The 22,090-nt window shown below is 40.2% G+C and carries 15 protein-coding genes, 2 tRNA genes and 3 rRNA genes; 1 reads left to right on the plus strand and 19 read right to left on the minus strand.

Annotated features, from left to right (window positions below; all coding sequences use genetic code 11):
- Window positions 1-5: 5 nt before the first annotated feature.
- Window positions 6-1,223, minus strand: a complete 1,218-nt coding sequence (locus BACCOP_RS17760) for a transposase (protein ID WP_007566352.1) — start codon at window positions 1,221-1,223, stop codon at window positions 6-8.
- A gap of 403 nt (window positions 1,224-1,626) precedes the next feature.
- Here BACCOP_RS17760 and BACCOP_RS17765 point away from each other — a divergent pair, with 403 nt between their 5' ends.
- The gene (locus BACCOP_RS17765) at window positions 1,627-2,301 is read left to right on the plus strand and encodes a porin family protein (RefSeq protein ID WP_007571561.1); all 675 of its coding nucleotides are present in this window, start codon (window positions 1,627-1,629) and stop codon (window positions 2,299-2,301) included.
- A gap of 87 nt (window positions 2,302-2,388) precedes the next feature.
- Here the strand turns inward: BACCOP_RS17765 and BACCOP_RS17770 are convergent, their stop codons facing one another.
- The 18 genes from BACCOP_RS17770 to BACCOP_RS17855 all read right to left on the minus strand — a co-directional run.
- Entirely contained in the window at window positions 2,389-2,826 is a 438-nt protein-coding gene (locus BACCOP_RS17770) for a PepSY-like domain-containing protein (protein ID WP_007571563.1), read from the minus strand.
- Between the two features lie 105 nt (window positions 2,827-2,931).
- Entirely contained in the window at window positions 2,932-4,212 is a 1,281-nt protein-coding gene (locus tag BACCOP_RS17775; protein WP_007571565.1) for a sensor histidine kinase, read from the minus strand.
- Entirely contained in the window at window positions 4,209-4,886 is a 678-nt protein-coding gene (locus BACCOP_RS17780; RefSeq protein WP_007571567.1) for a response regulator transcription factor, read from the minus strand. Before BACCOP_RS17780 ends, BACCOP_RS17775 begins: the two co-directional genes overlap by 4 nt.
- A gap of 153 nt (window positions 4,887-5,039) precedes the next feature.
- On the minus strand, window positions 5,040-5,777 hold the full coding sequence (locus BACCOP_RS17785) for a NigD1/NigD2 family lipoprotein (protein WP_007571569.1): 738 nt from the start codon (window positions 5,775-5,777) through the stop codon (window positions 5,040-5,042).
- A 125-nt stretch (window positions 5,778-5,902) separates the two neighbouring features.
- Window positions 5,903-8,470 (minus strand): alpha-glucan family phosphorylase, encoded by a 2,568-nt coding sequence (gene glgP / locus BACCOP_RS17790; RefSeq protein ID WP_007571571.1) that lies wholly within the window; start codon window positions 8,468-8,470, stop codon window positions 5,903-5,905.
- A gap of 29 nt (window positions 8,471-8,499) precedes the next feature.
- Complete coding sequence (locus tag BACCOP_RS17795) at window positions 8,500-10,167, minus strand: glycosyltransferase (RefSeq protein WP_040312238.1); 1,668 nt, start codon at window positions 10,165-10,167, stop codon at window positions 8,500-8,502.
- Window positions 10,168-10,368: 201 nt separating this feature from the next.
- Window positions 10,369-10,833, minus strand: a complete 465-nt coding sequence (locus BACCOP_RS17800; RefSeq protein ID WP_007571575.1) for a V-type ATP synthase subunit K — start codon at window positions 10,831-10,833, stop codon at window positions 10,369-10,371.
- Window positions 10,834-10,874: 41 nt separating this feature from the next.
- On the minus strand, window positions 10,875-12,683 hold the full coding sequence (locus tag BACCOP_RS17805) for a V-type ATP synthase subunit I (protein ID WP_007571576.1): 1,809 nt from the start codon (window positions 12,681-12,683) through the stop codon (window positions 10,875-10,877).
- Complete coding sequence (locus BACCOP_RS17810) at window positions 12,680-13,285, minus strand: V-type ATP synthase subunit D (protein WP_007571578.1); 606 nt, start codon at window positions 13,283-13,285, stop codon at window positions 12,680-12,682. The genes BACCOP_RS17805 and BACCOP_RS17810 overlap by 4 nt, the downstream gene beginning before the upstream one ends.
- A gap of 19 nt (window positions 13,286-13,304) precedes the next feature.
- Window positions 13,305-14,624 (minus strand): V-type ATP synthase subunit B, encoded by a 1,320-nt coding sequence (locus BACCOP_RS17815; protein ID WP_007571580.1) that lies wholly within the window; start codon window positions 14,622-14,624, stop codon window positions 13,305-13,307.
- 29 nt (window positions 14,625-14,653) lie between these two features.
- Window positions 14,654-16,411, minus strand: a complete 1,758-nt coding sequence (locus BACCOP_RS17820; protein WP_007571583.1) for a V-type ATP synthase subunit A — start codon at window positions 16,409-16,411, stop codon at window positions 14,654-14,656.
- Window positions 16,412-16,425: 14 nt separating this feature from the next.
- Complete coding sequence (locus tag BACCOP_RS17825; protein ID WP_007571585.1) at window positions 16,426-17,265, minus strand: DUF2764 family protein; 840 nt, start codon at window positions 17,263-17,265, stop codon at window positions 16,426-16,428.
- Between the two features lie 9 nt (window positions 17,266-17,274).
- On the minus strand, window positions 17,275-17,865 hold the full coding sequence (locus tag BACCOP_RS17830; RefSeq protein WP_007571587.1) for a hypothetical protein: 591 nt from the start codon (window positions 17,863-17,865) through the stop codon (window positions 17,275-17,277).
- 466 nt (window positions 17,866-18,331) lie between these two features.
- A 5S ribosomal RNA gene (rrf, locus tag BACCOP_RS17835) occupies window positions 18,332-18,440 on the minus strand.
- An 86-nt stretch (window positions 18,441-18,526) separates the two neighbouring features.
- Window positions 18,527-21,406 (minus strand): 23S ribosomal RNA (locus BACCOP_RS17840).
- 104 nt (window positions 21,407-21,510) lie between these two features.
- A tRNA-Ala gene (locus BACCOP_RS17845) sits at window positions 21,511-21,587 on the minus strand.
- Window positions 21,588-21,669: 82 nt separating this feature from the next.
- Window positions 21,670-21,743, minus strand: a tRNA-Ile gene (locus BACCOP_RS17850).
- Between the two features lie 124 nt (window positions 21,744-21,867).
- A 16S ribosomal RNA gene (locus BACCOP_RS17855) occupies window positions 21,868-22,090 on the minus strand; the annotation flags it as partial.

The following is a 22,090-nucleotide window of genomic DNA, read 5'->3' on the forward strand; positions in this document are numbered from 1 at the left end:
CAAGCCTAAGCGGCTCTGGCAGTAAATAAAATGAGTTCTTTGAAAAGTTTGTCAATAACTTGCGGGTCTGGGCTAATCCCAAACACGCAAATAAATCGTTCAAGCATATAAGCATTGTGTATGAAAGACTTGCAGGAGGATATGGAATAGGTTATTCCGAGCCTCTTACATGCCGCTTTGGCCAAGTTGACAGCAGCAAGCGATGCATTGAAGTGAAAATCCAATTTCCTGAAGTCGGTAGACTGGCAGCTGGTGATTCCTGCATGCTGCTTGCCATCTCTAAAGCAAAATTCCAACTGGAACCTGGTTCTGTAATAATCCAGCACCTCGCGTCCATCCATGGAATCGTCTGTAGAGAAATAAAGTTGCCACTTGTCTGTTCTTCCGTCCATCGGATACCAGACGGCTAAGGAAACATACCTTTTGAAAGCTTTAGCATAAACCCTCAATCCGTATAGCTTTCCTTTGTTCACCTCGTATTCCTTGCACCGGGTCAAATCCAGATTGGCAAAGTCAATCCTGCCGTCAAACCACTTGGGATGACCACGTTTTCCTGTTTTCTTTTCCAATGTCGGATAGTACAGGACAACATCATTCCTAAAGCGGCTGATAACATGGAAACTGTTCTCACACATAGGCGTTACGAAAGTTTCCTTGGAAAAGAATGCGTCTGCAACCACCGTTTTGGATATGCTTTGCAGCTTGTCTTTTCTGCTGATAAGATAGCAGCTGTACCAGTCAACAAGGTTCTTGTCCATATTATCCAAGGTCTTACAATCCGGCGTCTGAATGGAACCTAAAGTCATGCATTCATGGTTGTCGATGTCAATGACACCGATGCCCATGATTTCCAGTCCACGCTTGTATTCTCCTGCACAACCGGACCAGAAGTAACCTATCCAAGGTGTCTTCTTGCCTGATTTGGGAATATAGGAAGGATCGATGGCGATGGCTTTTCTTTTGCCTGTGAGATACTTGCTGATGATAGATCCGTTGAACGCAAACCAGTCGAAAGTTTCATGCTCAAAAAGGTTGCGATAAGTCTGTTCTGAGAAACAGCCATATCTGCCCAATTGAAGGAAATTTATACGATCCGGGATGGCCATGAATAATTTCATGGTGTCCATGAATGCTTTTTCAAAAGGTTTGTGTATATTCGCTACTGATTTGAGAGCCGACAGGCACTCGGATTGGTATTGCATAAGGAGTGTTTCTTTAGTCATAATCAGAAGAGTTCAGAGACTTCTAATTTACTAAGAAATAACGAATTATGCAATACTTTCCTCCTTTATTATCAGCAGGTTAGCTCTCTTTTTTCAGCACATTTCTTCATGCTTAACCATTCGTTTTTGACAACATTTCAATGACCTCTTTAGTGTTTCCGAACCAGCTTTTGCCGGTTCTGTTGTTTAACTTTTAATCTTTCGGTAAAAATTTACCGAAGTATTGTTATATAGAAACGTTCAGGGCTGTATCGAATGATACAGCCCTTTTTTCATCACTAAAACCAGAAAAAACGACATACTTTATCTAACAGTAAATATAGAGATTCCATAAGATTTTTATATATTTGTAGTAACAGCATCCACGCAATTGTTCATATAAAATCTTAAAACTCCTCATGTTATGAAAAGGTTGTTTTTATTCATAGCTTTATTTGCCACGGTGTGGGAAATGAAAGCACAAAGTATCGGTGCCCCGTTTAGATGGGAAACTACATTGGGATTGAATGTTTCTGATCTTGGAGGTTTAGGTTCTCGTACAGGATTTCATATCGGAGCAAGATTTGAGATTCCCATTTTCGCAATGAATGAAAAGACATATATAAATGCAGGAACAATTTTGTCTTTAAAAGGCTGTTCTCAAGATCATAGAATTTTGGGAAGTATAAAAACAAATCCTTATTATTTGGATATCCCTATTCATTTCGGCTATAGACATTCCATCACGAGAAAAGTTTCAGTATTCGCCGAAGCCGGTCCATACTTCAGTATTGGCCTATTCGGCAAACACAAGATAGAACAAATATCAGCTACAGCAGATGGAGGCAGTGACCCCAATATCGTAAAAGAAGACTATACAGAGAATGTATTCGGCAGTAATGGACTAAAACGCTTCGACTTTGGATTAGGATTCAGAATAGGAGCAGAACTACAAAAAAGATATTCTGTATCTTTAGGATATGACTGGGGATTAATAGACGAATATACCTCCGATACAGATAAAAATAATACAAGCATTTATGAAACACCTACTTTAAGAAATAGAAATCTAACAATTTCCTTAAGCTATAAATTCTAATAAAATATCAGCCCCAAAAACTCTGGAATCGGAACATATTAAAAATGCCCCCAAAAGTTAAACTTTTGGGGGCATTTTCTTTAGAAATTAATCGTCTATATCTACAACTTGATATTTACTGTCAAAGGTTATTTCCCAGCGAGTAGAAAGCTTCACTTCATATCCTTTATCTTTTCGCTCTATCTGTATTATTTTTCCATCCGGATAGTTATTTTTCAAGAAAGTCCGGATAGGTTCTGGAACAATGGCAGAAGGAACTTCTGATTTCGTACATTTAACTTCGGTCCAATCACCTGACTTGTTAAACTCCAATTTTTCTCCATTAGTAAAAATTACGTCATAACTTTTATTTAAAAGACCTGACTCCATCTTAGCCAAAGCGATTTTATGGTTTTTAAAATAAGTGGTTATTAAAGTCTGTGCTTTCGTCGGTAATTGTCCTACATGAATTGGCTTATCGTTGTCTGCCCACAACATTGTCTGTATAGAAAAAAGACATACAAGTAAAAAAACTAACTTTTTCATATCGATCTGCTTTTTAGTGTTATTTTATCAAATTCTCATTATCGTATTGCAAAGATGCAAAAGGAATCTGAAAAGAAATTGAAATCAAAAAGGATATTTCTCTTTTTATTCTGAATTCTGCTTACTTATCGTAAAGATATGTCTGTTTTCTACATAAGTATAATCAATCTTCAAATGATTCGCTTTACAGATAGAATCCACTAAAGCCAGTCCAAGCCCTGTTGATCCTTCTTTTTTCTGACCTTGATAAAAGCGCTCAAAAATACGCTCCCTATCCAATGGCTTTTCTCCAGTATTGCTTATTTCAAAAGTATTTGCAGTGATTTTTATATATATAAACCCACCATCTATATTATGTACAAAAGAATTTTTCAGCAGATTTGTCACTAATACAGAAACCAATGAATCATTCATCTCAACACAAAATGAAGAGTCTGTTGTTACTGTAACCGTAATGTTACGATAAGCATATACCTCCTTATAGTCGTCCAAATAATGAGCAAGAATATCATTCAGACAAACAGAACGTGTATCTACAAACTGCCCGTTCTCTATTTTACACAGCAGTAACAAAGAACGATTCATACGAGTCAGATTTTCCAGTGTCTGATGAGTCTTTATCAATTCATTCAGTTGATGTTCAGTCAAAGTCTCATCCTCCATCAGCATTTCCAATCGATTACGACAAATGGCAAGAGGAGTCTGCATCTCGTGGGAAGCGTTACCTATAAATGTCTTTTGCTGCTCAAAAAGTTTCTCACCTCGCTCGGCAAATGCCATGGTTGCCGCATTCAGCTTACGAAACTCCGTAATTTTAGTAGTATTCTCCAATGGCTCATTTTTCTTTCCCAGCTGACTAGTATCCAGCCATTTGAGCAATACGTACAATGGCTTCATATTTTTACGGAATACCCATATATTAATTGATAGAATAATCAGCAACAACAAAACATATAAAAAGATAATCCAGCCTAAGATAGCTCTAAGCAAATCAAGCTTTTCAATAGTTGGCGTATAAACGACCAACTCCATATAGCGTTCATCTTCCGTTCGGAAAATTGTTATCAAAACGCGAGCCGGCTCTGTTTCACTCTTTTCTGTGATAAATACCATCTCATCACGATACGTAATCTGAGGATGAGAAGCTGCATATGATTCGCTCACTTCATATAAATAATATTGATTATTCGAACCGTTACTGGCTGTTGGCATATCCTCTCCAGACAGAGCACGAATTATAAGTCCTTCCGAATAATCTTCAAGCGTATCATCTACCTCATCGTTCACTTCCTCTACGACTGCCATATAAAAAAATCCAGCCCATACCGTCAGAACAACGATCAATGCTAAAGAGATACGCCACAGAACTAAATGAAAGAGTTTCATTCTACAACAAATTTATATCCAAAACCATAAACTGATTTCAACTCGGGAGTAGCTCCTGCATCTTTCAAACGTTTACGAAGATTTTTTATCTGAGCATATATAAAATCAAAATTATCAACCTGATCGATATGATCTCCCCACACAGATTCGGCCAGCGTATTTTTATTTACCAACCTGCCAGGACGCGACATAAAATAATTCAATATATCATACTCTTTCCGGTTTAGTTCAATTTCTTTTCCTTGAACCATAACACGAAAATCATCAGGGAAAAGTTCAACATTTCCTACTTGTAATTTGCGTTCCCCTTCACGTAACTTACGACGGAGCAAACTCTTAATACGTGCATGAAGTTCTGCCAGATGGAATGGTTTGGGCAAATAATCATCTGCACCTAAATCCAGACCATTTACCTTATCCTCTAAAGAGGCTTTAGCTGAAAGAATGATAACGTTTGTATGTTTTCCTAGTGCATGAAGTTCTGCCAACAAATCAAGTCCGTTTCCATCCGGAAGCATTATATCAAGCAAAATACAATCGTAGTCATAATCCTCAATTTTCTGTAATGCAGTACGGTAATCAGGAGCTTGGGATACCACATATCTTTCTTTCTCAAGAGAATGAGTTGTTATTTCTCTTAAATCGTTATCGTCTTCTACTATTAATATTTTCATAAATAATTAGTTTTTACGGCAAAAATAAGACTTTAAGAGATATATGCAAGTAAATCATTTACCTAAATCTGAAAATATCGACAAATAAAAAAGCATGTCTTCATCCCATAAAAAAACAGAATAAAAACATGCTTCCTCTATAAGAGATATAATTTACTCTACTTCCAATCTGGCTATAGAATGCAATTCTTTTGCATCGTCAGGAGTCGGCTCATTCATATTTTCAAAACTTAGAATTCTCTCTCCGTAATATGCCTCATTAATCTTCAATTTAATGCCTTTTGCCTCTTCAAGCGGAAGAGTATTCAAGTTATAGCATACAACTCCAACACTAGGATTGAAAACATCTAATGTATCACCATAGGTATTATAGCGATATTCTAAATGTATGTATCCGTCATCTGCAATATCCGGCTCTCCTGCTTTCTTTACCAAACTAACTCGATGTTTATGAGTAGTAGGTAACTTTTGGTTAAAAATAACATTCAGATAACCTCCTGCAATCCACATATTTTCCAAATAAGCCGGATGATCTGCAAATTCTTCTTCATTCTCATCTGTTAATTCCTCAACAGATTTTGTTAGAAATGGATATATCCGTTCAGGTTTTATACCGACATCATAACCATAATAGTTATCGAACAACGGATTAAAAACAAGAAAAGCACGCTGTCCTTCTACAAGAGAATAGTTCCAGACAGCATTAGCAGCAGGATACATTGTTCCCCAAGTGTCACCTGTGAAACTGTATACTCCTTCTCCTTCAACCCGTATAGTTACCCAGTCATTAGCTATATCACCAATGGAATATCCTTCATCGTCATCACAGGATTGTAGCAATCCGGCAAAAACAAAGAATGCAGCTATCCAATATTTTTTCAATTTCTTCATAGATAAATCTTTTTGTTTCTATTATTAGAAATTAAAAAACACGAGAATACTGCATGTATTAATAAAAATTAAGAGGCTGTGAAAAATTCCACAGCCTCTCATATTAAGAAATAAAATAAGTCATTTTATTCATTGAACCAACGAACATAGCAGAAGTCCTGACGATATGGCAATTCTGGATGTTTAGGGAACATACGGTAAGCAACTTTAAAGCTTCCTGCATTAGACAAGCTATGAGTTACCTGGAACGTATATAAATCACCTTCACGTTTAACCATTTCCATAGGAGCAACGCAATAAATGTATTCTTTTCCTTCTACATTTGTATAAGTTACTACCATTTCAATGCCGATAGCATCGTTCAGTCCCTTTTCGTCAACTACGCATGTAATAGTGTAATCTTTACCGCTTTCTACATTGCCTTGACGAAGTTCTGCACACTTATCCATTGATACGATCTGGATAGAATCCCATTTTTCAGCTACTTCTTCTTTCCATTTAGCTATTTCCTTAACCTTAGCATAGTTATTTTCAGCTAAAGCATGGAAACGCTTAGCTTCTTTACCATAGAACTTGCTGAAATAGTCATCCAACTGACGCTTCATTGTATAGTGAGGAGCAATCTGTGCGATAGAGTTCTTGATAGTCTTAACCCAACCTTCAGAATATCCCTTCTTGTTACGAGCATAATACAATGGCAGGATTTCTGTTTCAAGGATACTATAGATAGTTGCAGCATCCAACTTATCTTGATATTCCTGATTCTGATAAGTACGTTTTTCAGTCAAAGCCCAACCAGCACCTTCACGATAGCCTTCAAGCCACCATCCATCAAGAACAGAGAAGTTTACTACACCATTCATCAAAGCCTTTTCACCAGAAGTACCAGATGCTTCCAATGGACGAGTCGGAGTATTCATCCAAATATCAACACCAGAAACAAGGCGACGTGCCAGCTTCATATCATAATTTTCGAGGAAGATAATCTTACCCAAGAATTCAGGACGCTGAGAAATTTCTACAATTTTCTTAATCAATCCTTGTCCTGCGCCATCGTGCGGGTGAGCTTTTCCTGCAAACAGGAACTGTACTGGATAGTCAGGATTATTGACAATCTTAGACAAACGATCCAAATCAGTAAACAGCAAATGTGCACGTTTATAAGTTGCGAAACGACGAGCAAAACCGATCAACAATGCATTCGGATTAATCTTATCCATCAATGATACAACACGAGAAGGATCACCCTGGTTCTTCAACCATGTATCACGGAACTGATTACGAATATAATTGATCAGTTTATTCTTCAGTGCTATACGAGTTTTCCAAACCTCTTCATCAGGTACACTGTAGATTTTCTCCCAGATTTGCGGATTTGACTGATCCTTCAAGAAGTTTTTATCAAAATATTTAGCATACAACTGTTTCCATTCAGAAGCGCACCAAGTTGGGAAGTGAACACCATTAGTTACATAACCAACATGATTTTCTTCTGGGAAATAGCCTTTCCAAATACCAGAGAACATTTCCTGAGAAACTTTTCCGTGCAACCAGCTTACACCGTTTACTTCCTGGCAAGTATTACATGCAAATGTAGACATGCAGAAGCGTTCATTGTGATCACCCGGATTAATACGTCCCAAGTCCATCAAGTCATCCCAAGAGATACCCATACGTTGAGGGTAACCTCCCATATATTTACCAAACAGACCTTCATCGAAATAGTCGTGACCTGCAGGAACCGGAGTATGAACTGTATACAAAGAAGATGCACGAACAACTTCCAGTGCTTCATTGAATGACATTCCGCCTTCTACATAATCACACAAACGCTGAACATTACACAAAGCAGCATGTCCTTCATTGCAATGATATACATCCTTTTTGATATCCAGCTTCTTCAACAGCAAAACGCCACCGATACCTAACAAGATTTCTTGCTTCAAACGGTTTTCCCAGTCCCCACCATAAAGCTGATAAGTAATAGGACGGTCAAATTCACTATTCATTTCATTATCTGTATCCAACAAATACAAAGGAACACGACCGACATTTACTCTCCATACATAAGCGTGTACATAATAGTTCAGGTATGGAAGATCAAGTACCATAGGATGACCATCTTCATCTGTTACACGTTCCAATGGCAAGCTACCAAAGTTTTGTGCTTCATAATTAGCGATCTGCTGACCATCCATAGACAAACTCTGGCTAAAATAGCCATAACGATACAAGAATCCGATACCGCACATGTCTACGTTACTATCTGATGCTTCTTTCAGATAATCACCAGCCAAGATACCCAAACCTCCAGAATAGATCTTCAATACGTGAGTCAGACCATATTCCATACAGAAATAAGCTACAGAAGGACGAGAAGAATCTGGCTTCTCGTTCATGTATGCTTCAAACTTACTATAAATATCATTAATTTTCTTCAGGACATTGCTATCTGCAGACAAAGCCTCCAATTTTTCGTAGCTTAAACGTTCCAGTAAAGCGACCGGGTTCTGTCCAACAACCTGCCATAATTCAGGATCCAGTTCTCTGAACATTTCAGTTGCCTCATCATTCCATGCCCACCAAATATTACGAGCCATTTTTCCCAGCATTTTCAATGGCTCGGGAATACGAGATTTTACATTTACTTCTCTCCACACCGGAGCGTTAGCATAATTCGTTTTGACTTTCATATTGTTTAAAATTAGTATAAGAATTCAAGTTAATTTAAAGAAAGACGCTTGGCGGCATTACGCAAAGCAATGTCGTAAGCTTCATAATAGTACTGTATAAAATGTTTCCACAGTGCCTTTTCAGCAATATTTGCCGCATTCTTCCGTATTTTATTGATTTCTGTACTTGTCAATGATGAGAATTCAGAAATTGTATCTTTTATAGTATCTGCAACTTCCGAATAATTATAATCTGTACGATGGATAACCTTTACTCCATCCTGTAAAGTGGCATTCTTACCTGTCAAAGAGTTAACCCACAATCCAAACCCAGCCAAATCTGTCGTAATCGTAGGTACTTTAAATGCAATACTCTCCAATGGAGTGTATCCCCATGGTTCGTAGTATGATGGATATACACTTAAATCAGTTCCTATCAACAAATCATAATAAAGTTCATTTAATATGCCATCTTTTCCATCCAAATAGCAAGGCACAAATACAACCTTCACCTTTGTATCAACAGAATTTGACATATTAAGATACTTCAACATATCCAGAACTTGATCATGACTCATATTATGTAACCAATGAGTAATGAAAGGACATTCTAATGGAGTATCATAATCTTTACCACTATCCAAACGTTCGCGTAAATCCTCACGAACCTCACCTACCCATCCAGGGACATTGATGAAAGCCAGTACGTCTTTTTTCAGATTCTTATCACGAGTTAATCTGTTAAGAGCCTCCAGATAAACGTTTATTCCTTTATTCTTAAACTCATATCGTCCACTTGTTCCGATAATCATCGTATCATCATCAAGTTGAGTGCCCATTAATTTATTTGCCATATTCAATAATACAGCACGTGCATGTTTACGTTTCCGAGTAAATGCTGCACCTTTAGGAACAAAATCATCTTCAAAGCCATTCATCAGAACTACATCCGCAGATTTATTCAATAATTCACAACATTCATGATTCGTAATTTCACTTACTGTTGTAAAACAGTCCACATGATGTGCAGTCTGCTTTTCAATAGAATGTTTTGACTCCATATTAAGCTCCTGAGCCATCTGATCGCCATTATAAGCAAATAAATAATCGTAAAGAGGTTTATTATTTCCGGCAATCGAACGTCCGATAGAAGTTGCATGAGTAGTAAAAATTGTTGCTATTTCAGGAACGGCTTTCTGTATATACAAAGCTCCCAATCCAGTCATCCACTCATGTGCTTGATAAACGACCTTATCACTAGCAGTCAAATTATAACGATAATAGCTTTCTACAACTTTCCCTGCAGCGTAAGAAAACATGGAAGCTTCATCATAGTCTCCATAAGCGTGAAGCGAATCTACTTGAAAATCAATCCATGCCTGAGTATAAATATCATTCTTTTGAGTATAAAACGGAGTAAAATCGACTAAAATAGCAATAGGATTTCCCGGTATATTCCAACGTCCTATACGTATTTTTAAGTCATCTTTTTCTAAAGCATGCTTACGCCATGCTTGTAACATTTTTACATCTTCGGTAAACAAAGGATTCTCTTTCCCTAGCCAAACATCCGGACCAATAAAGAAAATCCGGTCGGGAAATACACCCTGAAGGGTTTTTGCCCTCGTAGAAAGTACGGTATAAATACCTCCTACTTTATTGCACACCTCCCAACTCGATTCGAAAATGTAATCAGGTGTTAATAGCTGTTTCATCATCATCTTTAATATTTTCTAAATCAGGCACGAATTTACAAAAAACATTTAATTGGGCGAAGAAATAAAAGTTTTTTATTCCTTTTTCATATCCTACAGACAAAAAAATACCTTGGTATTATTCAGTAACACCAAGGTATCTTATGAAAATATCAGGAATTTCTCTTAAAATAATCTGATATTAAGCCGTTTTCATTCGCACAATTATGCAGCAAGTGCAGATCCCATCAAGAATGTTGCAGCAAGAGCAACGATTGCATACAATTCAGGGAATACAGCTAAAATCAAAGTATTACCAAATACATTATGTCCTTGTCCGATAGCTGCAATACCGTTTGCACAAACTTGTCCCTGACGAATAGCAGAGAATAATGCAACCAGTCCCAAACCAATTCCTGAACCTAACACAGCACAAGCTTGAATTGCTGAAATTTCAGGAGTCAGTACATTAAAAATACTCTGGAACATAAAGTAACCTGCAAAACCGTACAAACCCTGAGTACCAGGAAGCGCTGTAAGAACCAAGAAGTTACCGAAAGCACCATCGTTTTTCTTCAAAGCACCAATTGATGCATTACCTGCGATTGTTACACCATAAGCACTACCAATTCCAGATAAACCAACCATAATTGCGATGCCAATGTAGGCAATCAAAAGATTCATTTCCATAATTTTATAAGATTTAATTTTTAGTTTTTACTTTAATTTTATTAGTTTTTAAAAGGTTTATATTCCTTTCCTCCACCTTCATATCCCGAATTCTTAAAGAACTCTACGAAGGTCAAACGCATAGGATGCACCATAGCTCCCAGCACGTTCATAAACATATTGATAGCATGTCCGATTACAAAAATCAAAACCATAACTATCGGACCGGCAATCACATTATCAGGACTCATACCTACAGCCAGACTATTAAACACACTAGCCAATATACCTCCTGATAATCCTAACGCAAACAAACGTACATATGAAAGGATATCTCCCAGTAATCCTGTAGCCATATTATAACTATCCCAAAGTCCTAATCCTATATTTACAAAGATATTTTTATCAGGACTATTGTATAAATAAGCCATCAACAAACCAGCTACAAGAAATACCAGATGAACGGCTCCACCCATTGGCATTACACCCGGAGCGGCGAATGCTATAGCTGAACTGACTAAAACAAGTATCCATCCGATTGTTGCTACTGCATATTTGAAGCCAAATTGAATGGTCTGGTTTACAGCTTTGAGAATCATACCAAAGATAATCTGTACTCCACCTAAAATCAGAGACAGGTTGAACATCTGCTGATTATCTAAAGATATAGCCTCTTTCAAGCTTTGGAAGAAAGGAACTTGAATGTCATACAAATTAAAGCCAAAACAAGTACCAGTCAACAAACCACACACCATCGTAGAAGCTCCCAATAACTGTACCAACGTAAGAATAGACTTCATCGATGCAGCTATGTTTTTCGCTACCAGACGATATACCGTAACAGCAAGAAGCATAAACAATCCATATCCGGAGTCACCCAAACATAGTCCGAAAAATAACATAAAGAATGGAGCAAAGAACGGAGTCAAGTCCAATTCATTATATTTCGGCAACATATACAGGCGCATAATCGGCTCAAACAATCGGAAGAAACCTTTATTGTTCAACAATATAGGTACATCGTCTTCCGGAGACGGATCGGATATTTCATAATAAACCTCCTCTGTTTCCAGAAAATGTTTAATCTCATCTATACGTTCTACCGGTGTCCAGCCTTGCAGCAACATCAATTTATTATCTGCCAACGAATTTGTATTCAGCACTACCTTAGAAAATTCTATTTGAGAATGAACTTTTGCTTGAGCAGCCTGTAAATCAGGGATTGCTGAAGCAGCCAGATCCTCCATCTGTTTCTGCAATGTTTCATTCTGCTTTATCAAACCTTCTCTCTTAACCTGAAGATCTGACAAAGAAATTTCAGGTAATTTTGCAGATTCCACTTCCAAATCAGCACAAACATGATTTGGAATAACTGTTACAAAATACAACTTCGATCCAACGCGATTTATGACTGTTGCATTATACAAGTCTGCCCATTCATCCTTAAACTGTTTATCAGAACAAATATAAAAATCAATCTGATATCCCGCATCATGCAGGCGCTCCAAGCTATGAGGATCAAAATCTCCCCATGGTTCCAATTGAGCAACTTCCTTCTCAACAGATTGGAGTTTATGAGCAACTTGTTGTATTTGCTGCTGTAAATCTTCCATTTCTGTCAGGACATCCATTCCTCTATCAGCATTTCCCGCATGATTGTCTACAGGCTGAACATTCATACCTTGCAGCAATTTGATAGCTGCTGCATAGCGTGTAGATAAGCGAATACTTTCTTGTAAACCTGCATCCTCAGCACTTCCCTGTGCCTTGGTGGCTACATGAACTACCCCTAAATCACGTATACTCTTTAAAAAGGCATCATATTCTTTATGATAAACTAGAAACGTAAGTTTCTTCATCTTAGCAATCATACTTCAGCCTCCTTTCTTTTTTCTTGAATCGATTTCAGGATTTTCTGTGAAGATTTAGACAAGTTTTCTTCATCTTCCATAAAGCGCTTAATCTTTCTCAAAGCATCCTGATAACCGGGTATCTGCACCTTCTCAAAAAGATTAACCTTTTGAGTGGTCTTTTTACGCGCATGTTCCAACAAGCTCAATTTAGCGAGCGTAAATTCTCTTTCAATAGCGGTACGAGCTAAATTCTTTAATAGATGTATTCCATCTGCATACCATTTAGGACTACAAAACAAGCTAAACGGACGAACATCGAAATCAACATCTTCTAAGAGTGGTACACGTACACCAGCTATTTTACGTACGCCCAAATGAACATCCTTCACTTTAATCAATGAAGCATCAAATTCATTCCAGAGTGCGAACATGGCTTCATAAGCCTGAATTTGTTTTTCCAGACTTCCTTCCAGTCCCACAGCTTCAGTTTTACAGCGCTTCACTTCCAGTCGCAACGCACTCTCCTTATTTTTTATAATAGGCAAGGTGCGCACACGAATCTTGAGCTGTTTCTCAAGCTGTTGCAACGAAGTTTTATTATATTGAAACTTTATAGCCATTTCTCTGTGAATTAATAAATTACTTTCTCCAGTACTGGTCTACAAACTCTTTCTTGATGTTTACTTCTTCAGGTTTAAAGTATTTACTGAATAATCCCCATGTTACATCAAGCATTTCTGTGGTATTCAAGTTTACATCAATAGCCAATAACTGATTTGCGTAATCTTTCGCAAAAGCTAATGCACGTTCATCGTAATTAGTCAGATCGAAACCATTTTCCATCTTCGTTTTGGCATTAGCAGCATCAGCATACAAACGGACAGCTGCATTCATCACCTGAGGATGGTCTTTACGAGTCTTCTTACCACTAACAAGCTGTTTCAAACGTGACAAAGAACGGAACGGGTCTACAATAACTTTACCAATATCGCTATCACGACGTAAGAACAACTGTCCCTCAGTAATATAACCCGTATTATCGGGCACTGCATGAGTAATATCACCACCCGACAAAGTAGTTACGGCAATAATCGTAATAGAACCACCACTTGGGAACTGTACCGCTTTTTCATAAATCTTAGCCAAATCTGAATACAGAGATCCAGGCATAGAATCTTTAGACGGAATCTGGTCCATACGGTTAGATACGATGGCAAGAGCATCTGCGTAAGAAGTCATATCAGTCAACAGAACCAGAACCTTCTGATTATGTTCCACTGCAAAATATTCAGCAGCAGTCAGTGCCATATCAGGAATAAGCAAACGTTCTACCGGAGGGTTTTCTGTAGTATTTACAAAACTGATGATACGATCCAATGCACCTGCATTCGAGAACACATTCTTAAAATACAAGTAGTCATCATTTGTCATACCCATACCACCCAAGATAATCTTGTCTGTTTCCGCACGTAACGCAACATTCGCCATTACCTGGTTGAAAGGCTGGTCAGGATCAGCAAAAAACGGGATTTTCTGTCCAGAAACCAATGTATTATTCAAGTCAATACCTGCAATACCTGTAGCAATAAGTTCAGACGGCTGCTTACGACGAACAGGGTTTACAGACGGACCACCAATTTCCACTTCTACCCCTTCTATTTCAGGTCCTCCGTCAATAGGATCACCAAAGGCATTAAAGAAGCGACCAGCAAGTTGTTCGCTAACCTTCAGTGTAGGAGATTTTCCCAAGAATACAACTTCAGCATTAGTAGGAATACCTTCCGTACCTTCAAATACCTGAAGTGTCACTTCATCTCCGGCAATCTTCACGACCTGTGCAAGTTTGCCGTTTACCATAGCCAATTCATCGTAACCTACTTCTGCTGCTTTCAACGAGCAAGTAGCTTTAGTTATCTGGCTAATCTTAGTATATATTTTTTGAAAAGCTTTTGTTGCCATTTTCTTCCGATTACTTTATAAGTATTTTATTACTTCACGCTTCTTTCGGCAACCAGTGTAGCAAGCTGCTTACGGAAATCTTCATACTGTTCAGATTTATACTTAGAGTAGTTCATCTGCTTACAAATATTAATCATTTTCTTGAAGTAATCCATAACTTCCACAAAGGTTTCAAACTTGAAGTTTGTATGACAAATATCAATAACCATATTTACGATATCTTCCTGACGCTCCATCGGAGTAACTGAGTCGACTTCATCAAAAGCATCTTGCTGTAAAATCACAAAGTCTATCAATTCCGATTTCCAGAATATCACATGATATTCAACTGGTACACCGTCATCACCCAAGATATTGATCTGTTCTGCAATTTCCTTACCACGTAACAATCTCGTCTTCAATTCATTGACTTTTCCTGTCCACTGGTTATTGATACGTTCTGTTATGTAGTCTTCAAATTCCGGATATTCCAGATATTTAGAATAAGAATCAATCGGATTCACAGCCGGATAACGTTTACGGTCTGCACGTTCCTGTTCTAGAGCATAAAAGCATCGAGCTACTTTCTTTGTATTTTCTGTAACCGGTTCTTTTAAGTTACCTCCAGCCGGAGATACTGTTCCGATAAAGGTAATAGAACCTGTTGCTCCATTATACAAATGTACGAAACCAGCGCGTCCATAGAAGTTAGAAATAATAGCTGAAATATCCATCGGGAATGCATCAGGACCAGGAAGTTCCTCCATACGGTTAGACATTTCACGCAAAGCTTGTGCCCAACGAGAAGTAGAGTCTGCCATCAGCAATACCTTCAGTCCCATAGCACGATAAAATTCAGCCATTGTCATTGCTGTATATACAGATGCTTCACGTGCTGCAACCGGCATGTTTGAAGTATTGGCTACAATAATGGTACGCTCCATCAATTTACGTCCTGTATGAGGGTCCACCAGTTCCGGGAACTCTGTAAAGATTTCAACGACCTCATTTGCACGCTCACCACAGGCTGCAATAATAACGATATCTGCTTCTGCCTGTTTAGAAATAGCATGCTGAAGTACGGTCTTACCCGTTCCGAACGGACCAGGAATAAATCCTGTACCACCTTCTACAATCGGATTCATTGTATCAATAACTCGTACTCCTGTTTCCAATAATTTATAAGGACGAGGTTTCTCTACATAATTCGTCATAGCCTTTTTCACCGGCCACTTCTGAATCATATTAACTTTAATATCCTCTCCTCCTTTATCTGACAAAACAACTACAGTATCCTCTATAGTATAATCTCCTTCAGGTACAACTGATTTAACTTTATATGTACCTGTCAGCTGGAAAGGTACCATAATCTTCAGCGGCTGATGATTTTCTTCAACCTCTCCCAACCATGCAGAAGGACCAACTTCATCTCCAACCTTTACAATTGGTTTAAAGTGCCATTTTCTTTCCTTGTCAAGCGGGTAAGTATACTGACCACGCTTCAAGAACACCCCTTCCATCTTGTCCAGGTCATTCTGCAAACCATCATAGTTTTTCGACAGCATACCTGGGCCTAAGGTTACTTCCAACATATGACCTGTAAATTCTGCTTCAGCACCAACTTTCAGTCCACGTGTACTTTCAAACACCTGCACATATACATTCTTGCCTACTACTTTGATAACTTCGGCCATCAAACGATCCCCTCCCGTAGTGATGTAGCAGATTTCATTTTGTGCTACAGGACCGTCAACAGTCAGCGTAACCATATTGGCGATAACGCCCAAAACAGTTCCTTTTGTTGCCATTCTTATCTTTTTTATTATTTTCTAAATTCTTCTGGTATTTGAACTTCATTTTTCAGGTCTTGAATCATCTTTCGGAAAAGTTCATTACCTTTTTCCTTATCCAATGAAATCCAACGTTCAATCATTTCCAGCTGCATTAAAAATACAAAAATACGCTCGATAGTAAAATAGTGGGAGAAGGATTCATCTTCCAACCATTTCCATTTCAGCATATCTACCTTCTTCTCACGTTCCACCAGTTCTTCAATATCAGCAATACGTTGTAATGCTTCAAAATATTCAAGTGTTTCGTTCAATCCAAAATCACGTGCATTTGAGGTACGCAACTGCTCACAGATACTCGTTGCTCCAACAATCACACTAGAAACTTCCATTTTATACTTACGCGCCGCCAAAGCCGCAAGAATATTATTTAAATTCAGATTAAATTCAAACCAAGAAGCAATAAAAGCATTATTGGATGACATTCCATAAGAATAATACAATGCTGCCAACAGATCATCGGCACGATATAATTCATCTTGTGAAAGTTGCAAATATTGAGAAACAAAGTTAACCAGGTAAGAAGGATATTTTTTATCCGGAGTATCTCCTTCACGTACAGCTTCAATCAACTGAAGTAACTCTTCTGCTGAAAAATTACCCTTATCTTCTATTACTGCATCTTTATTTTTCAGTAACTTCAAGATAACCGTATTATCAAACTTCAGATAAAATAAATCTATTAATTTTCGATCTTGAGCAGATAAATCCGGATACAATTCAGCCTTAAAATCAGACACAGAATAGCTTAATTTGCCGTCATCCAAAGATATATCCGGCAAACCGGCCACCAGACAATAATACGTACTCATAGTTTCTGGTTAAAACAACATTTTGACTAGCTGAGGACGAAGGAATTCCTTGAAATAGTTTTCAAATTCCTCTTCACCAAAATTCACTTTATACGAACCATCAGCAGGTGAAACAGAGAAAAGAGCCTTAGCTCCGTTTACTTCCTCTATCTTTACACCTTTATCTAAAAGATTTTTCGTATTTGAGGCAAAATATTTTTTCAGAGACTCTGCATCCTTCACAGAAATAACAATCGATTCGTTTGCCGACCATTGAGTAGCCAATGTTACAATAAACTTGTTGAAAAAATCCTTGTCAGCGATAAATCCTTTTACAGCATCCGAAACTGTTTCATTTGTCAGTAGGTTAGTAATTTCGGTTTTCAGAGCATTCAGGGCCTGTCCAGCAAACAACTTCAACTCAGATTTCGTATTTTCAGTTAATTCATCTGCCGATTTACGGGCATTGGCTATAATTCCTTCCGCCTCTTTCTGGGCATCTGCAATCAACTTTTGAGCCTTTTTCTGAGCTTCATCGATAAGTCGTTGTGCTTCTTCATTACCCTTTTCCACCCCTTCACGATAAATCTTATCAGTGAGCTCCTGAATCTTGTTTTCCATAATGATTATTAAACTTTAACTTAGTTATAAGACTTACAATTTTATCAATTGTAATTATTACAATTTCTGAGTCAAATATACTAAATAAGCCTTAATCACCTACTATTTCGAAAGAAATATTTCCACCAATAAGCAAAGATTTTAAATAAAGAATAATAAGAATGTAATATATCGAATAAGCAACATGTTCTTCAACATAAAATTAGAAAAAGGATTGTCAAAGCTTATCGGCATCGACTCGTCGAAGGGCACTCTCCAGAAGGGCAAGGATGCGGACATCCTCATCATAGACAAGGACATCAGCATCAGGTGCGTCTTCTCCTGCGGCAGGATCGTGGAAGGTATGAACACCCTGGTACATTGAAACGTTTCCGCCGCCGTACTCCCGGAGCCGGCGGCGTTTTTTCTGCCCTCATGCAAAAAAAGAAAGCCCCGCGGCACTTGTGATGCTGCAGGGCTTCTCCTAAGACGGCGACTACCTACTCTCCCACTTGCGCAGTACCATCGGCGTGACGAAGCTTAACTTCTCTGTTCGGAATGGGAAGAGGTGGAACCTTCGTGCAATAGTCACCTGAATATCCTTTATGTATTCATGACTAACAAGCAGGTAATTCAAGCACTTCTCAAGAAGCTGAAAGTATATATCACCCATCCTTCCTGACAAGGAAAGCATACGGGCAATTAGTAATGCTCGGCTTTGGTATCTCTACCTTTACACCTGCATCCTATCAACGTCATCGTCTTTGACGACCCTGAGAAATCTAATCTTGTGGCCGGCTTCGTACTTAGATGCTTTCAGCACTTATCCGATCCCGACTTAGATACCCGGCGATGCACCTGGCGGCACAACCGGTAAACCAGAGGTCGGTCCAACACGGTCCTCTCGTACTAGTGTCAGAGCCACGCAAATTTCATACGCCCACGATAGATAGAGACCGAACTGTCTCACGACGTTCTGAACCCAGCTCGCGTGCCACTTTAATGGGCGAACAGCCCAACCCTTGGGACCTTCTCCAGCCCCAGGATGTGACGAGCCGACATCGAGGTGCCAAACCACTCCGTCGATATGAGCTCTTGGGAGGGATCAGCCTGTTATCCCCGGAGTACCTTTTATCCTTTGAGCGATGTCCCTTCCATACGGAAACACCGGATCACTATGCTCTAGTTTCCTACCTGCTCGACTTGTCTGTCTCCCAGTCAAGCGCCCTTCTGCCATTACACTCTGCGGACGGTTACCGATCGTCCTGAGGGCACCTTTAGAAGCCTCCGTTACGCTTTTGGAGGCGACCACCCCAGTCAAACTACCCACCAAGCAATGTCCTCTTACCAAGAGTTAGAATTCAAACAAACAAAGGGTCGTATTTCAACAGCGGCTCCACAAACACTGGCGTGCCCGCTTCAAAGCCTCCGACCTATCCTACACATCGCGTGCCCAAATTCAATGCTAAGCTATAGTAAAGGTTCACGGGGTCTTTTCGTCCCATCGCGGGTAATCGGCATCTTCACCGATACTACAATTTCACTGGGCTCACGGTTGAGACAGCGTCCGGATCATTACACCATTCGTGCAGGTCGGAACTTACCCGACAAGGAATTTCGCTACCTTAGGACCGTTATAGTTACGGCCGCCGTTTACTGGGGCTTCAATTCAATGCTTCTCTTGCGATGACATCTCCTCTTAACCTTCCAGCACCGGGCAGGTGTCAGGCTGTATACTTCTACTTTCATATTCGCACAGCCCTGTGTTTTTGTTAAACAGTTGCCTGGACCTATTCTCTGCGCCCTCTCTTGCGAGGAGGGACCCTTTATCCCGAAGTTACAGGGTCAGTTTGCCTAGTTCCTTAACCGTGATTCACCCAAGCGCCTTAGTATATTCAACCCGACTACGTGTGTCCGTTTGCGGTACGGGTACCTCTGAAGTTATGTTTAGCGGATTTTCTCGGCAGTCTGATTACCTGCGCTGTTGGATTGTCCCGAAGGACGCTCCATACTGTCAAGTTCGGCTCTTTCCGTGGATTTGCCTGCGGAAATCAACGCCTACACTCTTTAACGGGCTATTCCGTCAGCCCGCGGCAGTGTCACTACTGCTTCCCCACGTCACCCTCAAAGGTAGTAACGGAATATTAACCGTTTCTGCCATCGACCTCGCCGTTCGGCTGAGCCTTAGGACCCGACTGACCCTGATCCGATTAGCGTTGATCAGGAAACCTTAGTCTTTCGGCGAGGGGGTTTCTCACCCCCTTTATCGTTACTTATACCTACATTTGCTTTTCCATACGCTCCAGAATGGCTCACGCCACGCCTTCGACGCGGAATGGAATGCTCCCCTACCGATCATTGCTGATCCCACGGCTTCGGTAGACAACTTCATACCCGATTATTATCCACGCCCGATTCCTCGACTAGTGAGCTGTTACGCACTCTTTAAATGAATGGCTGCTTCCAAGCCAACATCCTAGCTGTCTTAGCAATCAGACTTCGTTAGTTTAACTTAGCTGTCATTTCGGGACCTTAGCCGGTGGTCCGGATTCTTCTCCTCTCGGGCACGGACCTTAGCACCCATGCCCTCACTCCTGCGGTAGAACTGATGCGCATTCGGAGTTTGTCAGGACTTGATAGGCGGTGAAGCCCTCGCATCCAATCAGTCGCTCTACCTCACATCAGTAACCCGCAAGGCTGCACCTAAATGCATTTCGGGGAGTACGAGCTATCTCCAAGTTTGATTAGCCTTTCACCCCTACCCTCAGCTCATCCAGAAGCTTTTCAACGCTTATTGGTGCGGACCTCCATCTGGTGTTACCCAGACTTCATCCTGGCCAAGGGTAGATCACTTGGTTTCGCGTCTGCCGCCGCTGACTTGACGCCCTGTTCAGACTCGCTTTCGCTTCGGCTGCGGGACTCATGTCCCTTAACCTTGCCAAAGACGGCAACTCGTAGGTTCATTATGCAAAAGGCACGCCGTCACACTTTCGTGCTCCGACCGCTTGTAGGCGCACGGTTTCAGGTACTATTTCACTCTTCTGTTCGAAGTGCTTTTCACCTTTCCCTCACGGTACTGGTCCACTATCGGTCTCTCGGGAGTATTTAGCCTTACCGGATGGTCCCGGCAGATTCACGCAGAATTCCTCGTGTTCCGCGCTACTCAGGATACCGCTATGCTTCGTCTTGCTTAGAATACCGGGCTGTCACCGTCTTCGGCCGAACTTTCCAAATCGTTCTTCTCGCAAAATTTCTTGCAACAACGCGGTCCTACAACCCCGTCCATGCCGTAACATGAACGGTTTGGGCTCTTCCCCGTTCGCTCGCCACTACTGGGGGAATCATTGTTATTTTCTTTTCCTGCAGGTACTAAGATGTTTCAGTTCCCTGCGTTAGCCTCCATCATTGATGGATGTTACCTCTTCAAGGTAACGGGTTGTCCCATTCGGAGATTCACGGATCAAGGGTTATTTGCACCTCCCCGTGACTTATCGCAGCTTATCACGTCCTTCATCGCCTCCGAGAGCCAAGGCATCCGCCATGCGCCCTTTCCTACTTTCCTTATCACGTGCACACTATATATTATAGTGCGGGATGATATATACTTTTAGCTTTCGTACTAAAATTACTTTTTGCTTGTTACATCATGTCATAGACCTATCTTTATGGTGGAGAATAACGGATTCGAACCGTTGACCCCCTGCGTGCAAAGCAGGTGCTCTAGCCAGCTGAGCTAATCCCCCGTTTTTTTGCGGCTGCAAAGGTAAGCGTTTTCCTTCGTTCCCGCAAATTTTTAAGGAAGTTTTTTTCTTCCTTCCTTTCGGGTAGTCCCAGGCAGAGTTGAACTGCCGACCTCTACATTATCAGTGTAGCGCTCTAACCAACTGAGCTATAGGACTAGCTTTTGTGATTCAGTTCAACCTAGTCTGTTACCGACTCGGCTTCATCTTTCTCTCTTCTATATCGTTAAACAAACTCCCATGCAGCACAAGGGACAAAACCCTTATTCAGGTCACGCTCCAGAAAGGAGGTGTTCCAGCCGCACCTTCCGGTACGGCTACCTTGTTACGACTTAGCCCCAATTACCGGTTTTACCCTAGGGCGCTCCTTGCGGTTACGCACTTCAGGTACCCCCGGCTTTCATGGCTTGACGGGCGGTGTGTACAAGGCCCGGGAACGTATTCACCGCGCCGTGGCTGATGCGCGATTACTAGCGAATCCAGCTTCGTGGAGTCGGGTTGCAGAC

It is taken from the genome of Phocaeicola coprocola DSM 17136 (assembly GCF_000154845.1).
GTDB lineage: Bacteria > Bacteroidota > Bacteroidia > Bacteroidales > Bacteroidaceae > Phocaeicola > Phocaeicola coprocola.

Coding starts and splice junctions, on each gene's coding strand:
- BACCOP_RS17760 (WP_007566352.1), bottom strand. CDS start 1,223: ATGACTAAAGAAACACTCCTTATGCAATACCAATCCGAGTGCCTGTCG.
- BACCOP_RS17765 (WP_007571561.1), top strand. CDS start 1,627: ATGAAAAGGTTGTTTTTATTCATAGCTTTATTTGCCACGGTGTGGGAA.
- BACCOP_RS17770 (WP_007571563.1), bottom strand. CDS start 2,826: ATGAAAAAGTTAGTTTTTTTACTTGTATGTCTTTTTTCTATACAGACA.
- BACCOP_RS17775 (WP_007571565.1), bottom strand. CDS start 4,212: ATGAAACTCTTTCATTTAGTTCTGTGGCGTATCTCTTTAGCATTGATC.
- BACCOP_RS17780 (WP_007571567.1), bottom strand. CDS start 4,886: ATGAAAATATTAATAGTAGAAGACGATAACGATTTAAGAGAAATAACA.
- BACCOP_RS17785 (WP_007571569.1), bottom strand. CDS start 5,777: ATGAAGAAATTGAAAAAATATTGGATAGCTGCATTCTTTGTTTTTGCC.
- glgP (WP_007571571.1), bottom strand. CDS start 8,470: ATGAAAGTCAAAACGAATTATGCTAACGCTCCGGTGTGGAGAGAAGTA.
- BACCOP_RS17795 (WP_040312238.1), bottom strand. CDS start 10,167: ATGATGAAACAGCTATTAACACCTGATTACATTTTCGAATCGAGTTGG.
- BACCOP_RS17800 (WP_007571575.1), bottom strand. CDS start 10,833: ATGGAAATGAATCTTTTGATTGCCTACATTGGCATCGCAATTATGGTT.
- BACCOP_RS17805 (WP_007571576.1), bottom strand. CDS start 12,683: ATGATTGCTAAGATGAAGAAACTTACGTTTCTAGTTTATCATAAAGAA.
- BACCOP_RS17810 (WP_007571578.1), bottom strand. CDS start 13,285: ATGGCTATAAAGTTTCAATATAATAAAACTTCGTTGCAACAGCTTGAG.
- BACCOP_RS17815 (WP_007571580.1), bottom strand. CDS start 14,624: ATGGCAACAAAAGCTTTTCAAAAAATATATACTAAGATTAGCCAGATA.
- BACCOP_RS17820 (WP_007571583.1), bottom strand. CDS start 16,411: ATGGCAACAAAAGGAACTGTTTTGGGCGTTATCGCCAATATGGTTACG.
- BACCOP_RS17825 (WP_007571585.1), bottom strand. CDS start 17,265: ATGAGTACGTATTATTGTCTGGTGGCCGGTTTGCCGGATATATCTTTG.
- BACCOP_RS17830 (WP_007571587.1), bottom strand. CDS start 17,865: ATGGAAAACAAGATTCAGGAGCTCACTGATAAGATTTATCGTGAAGGG.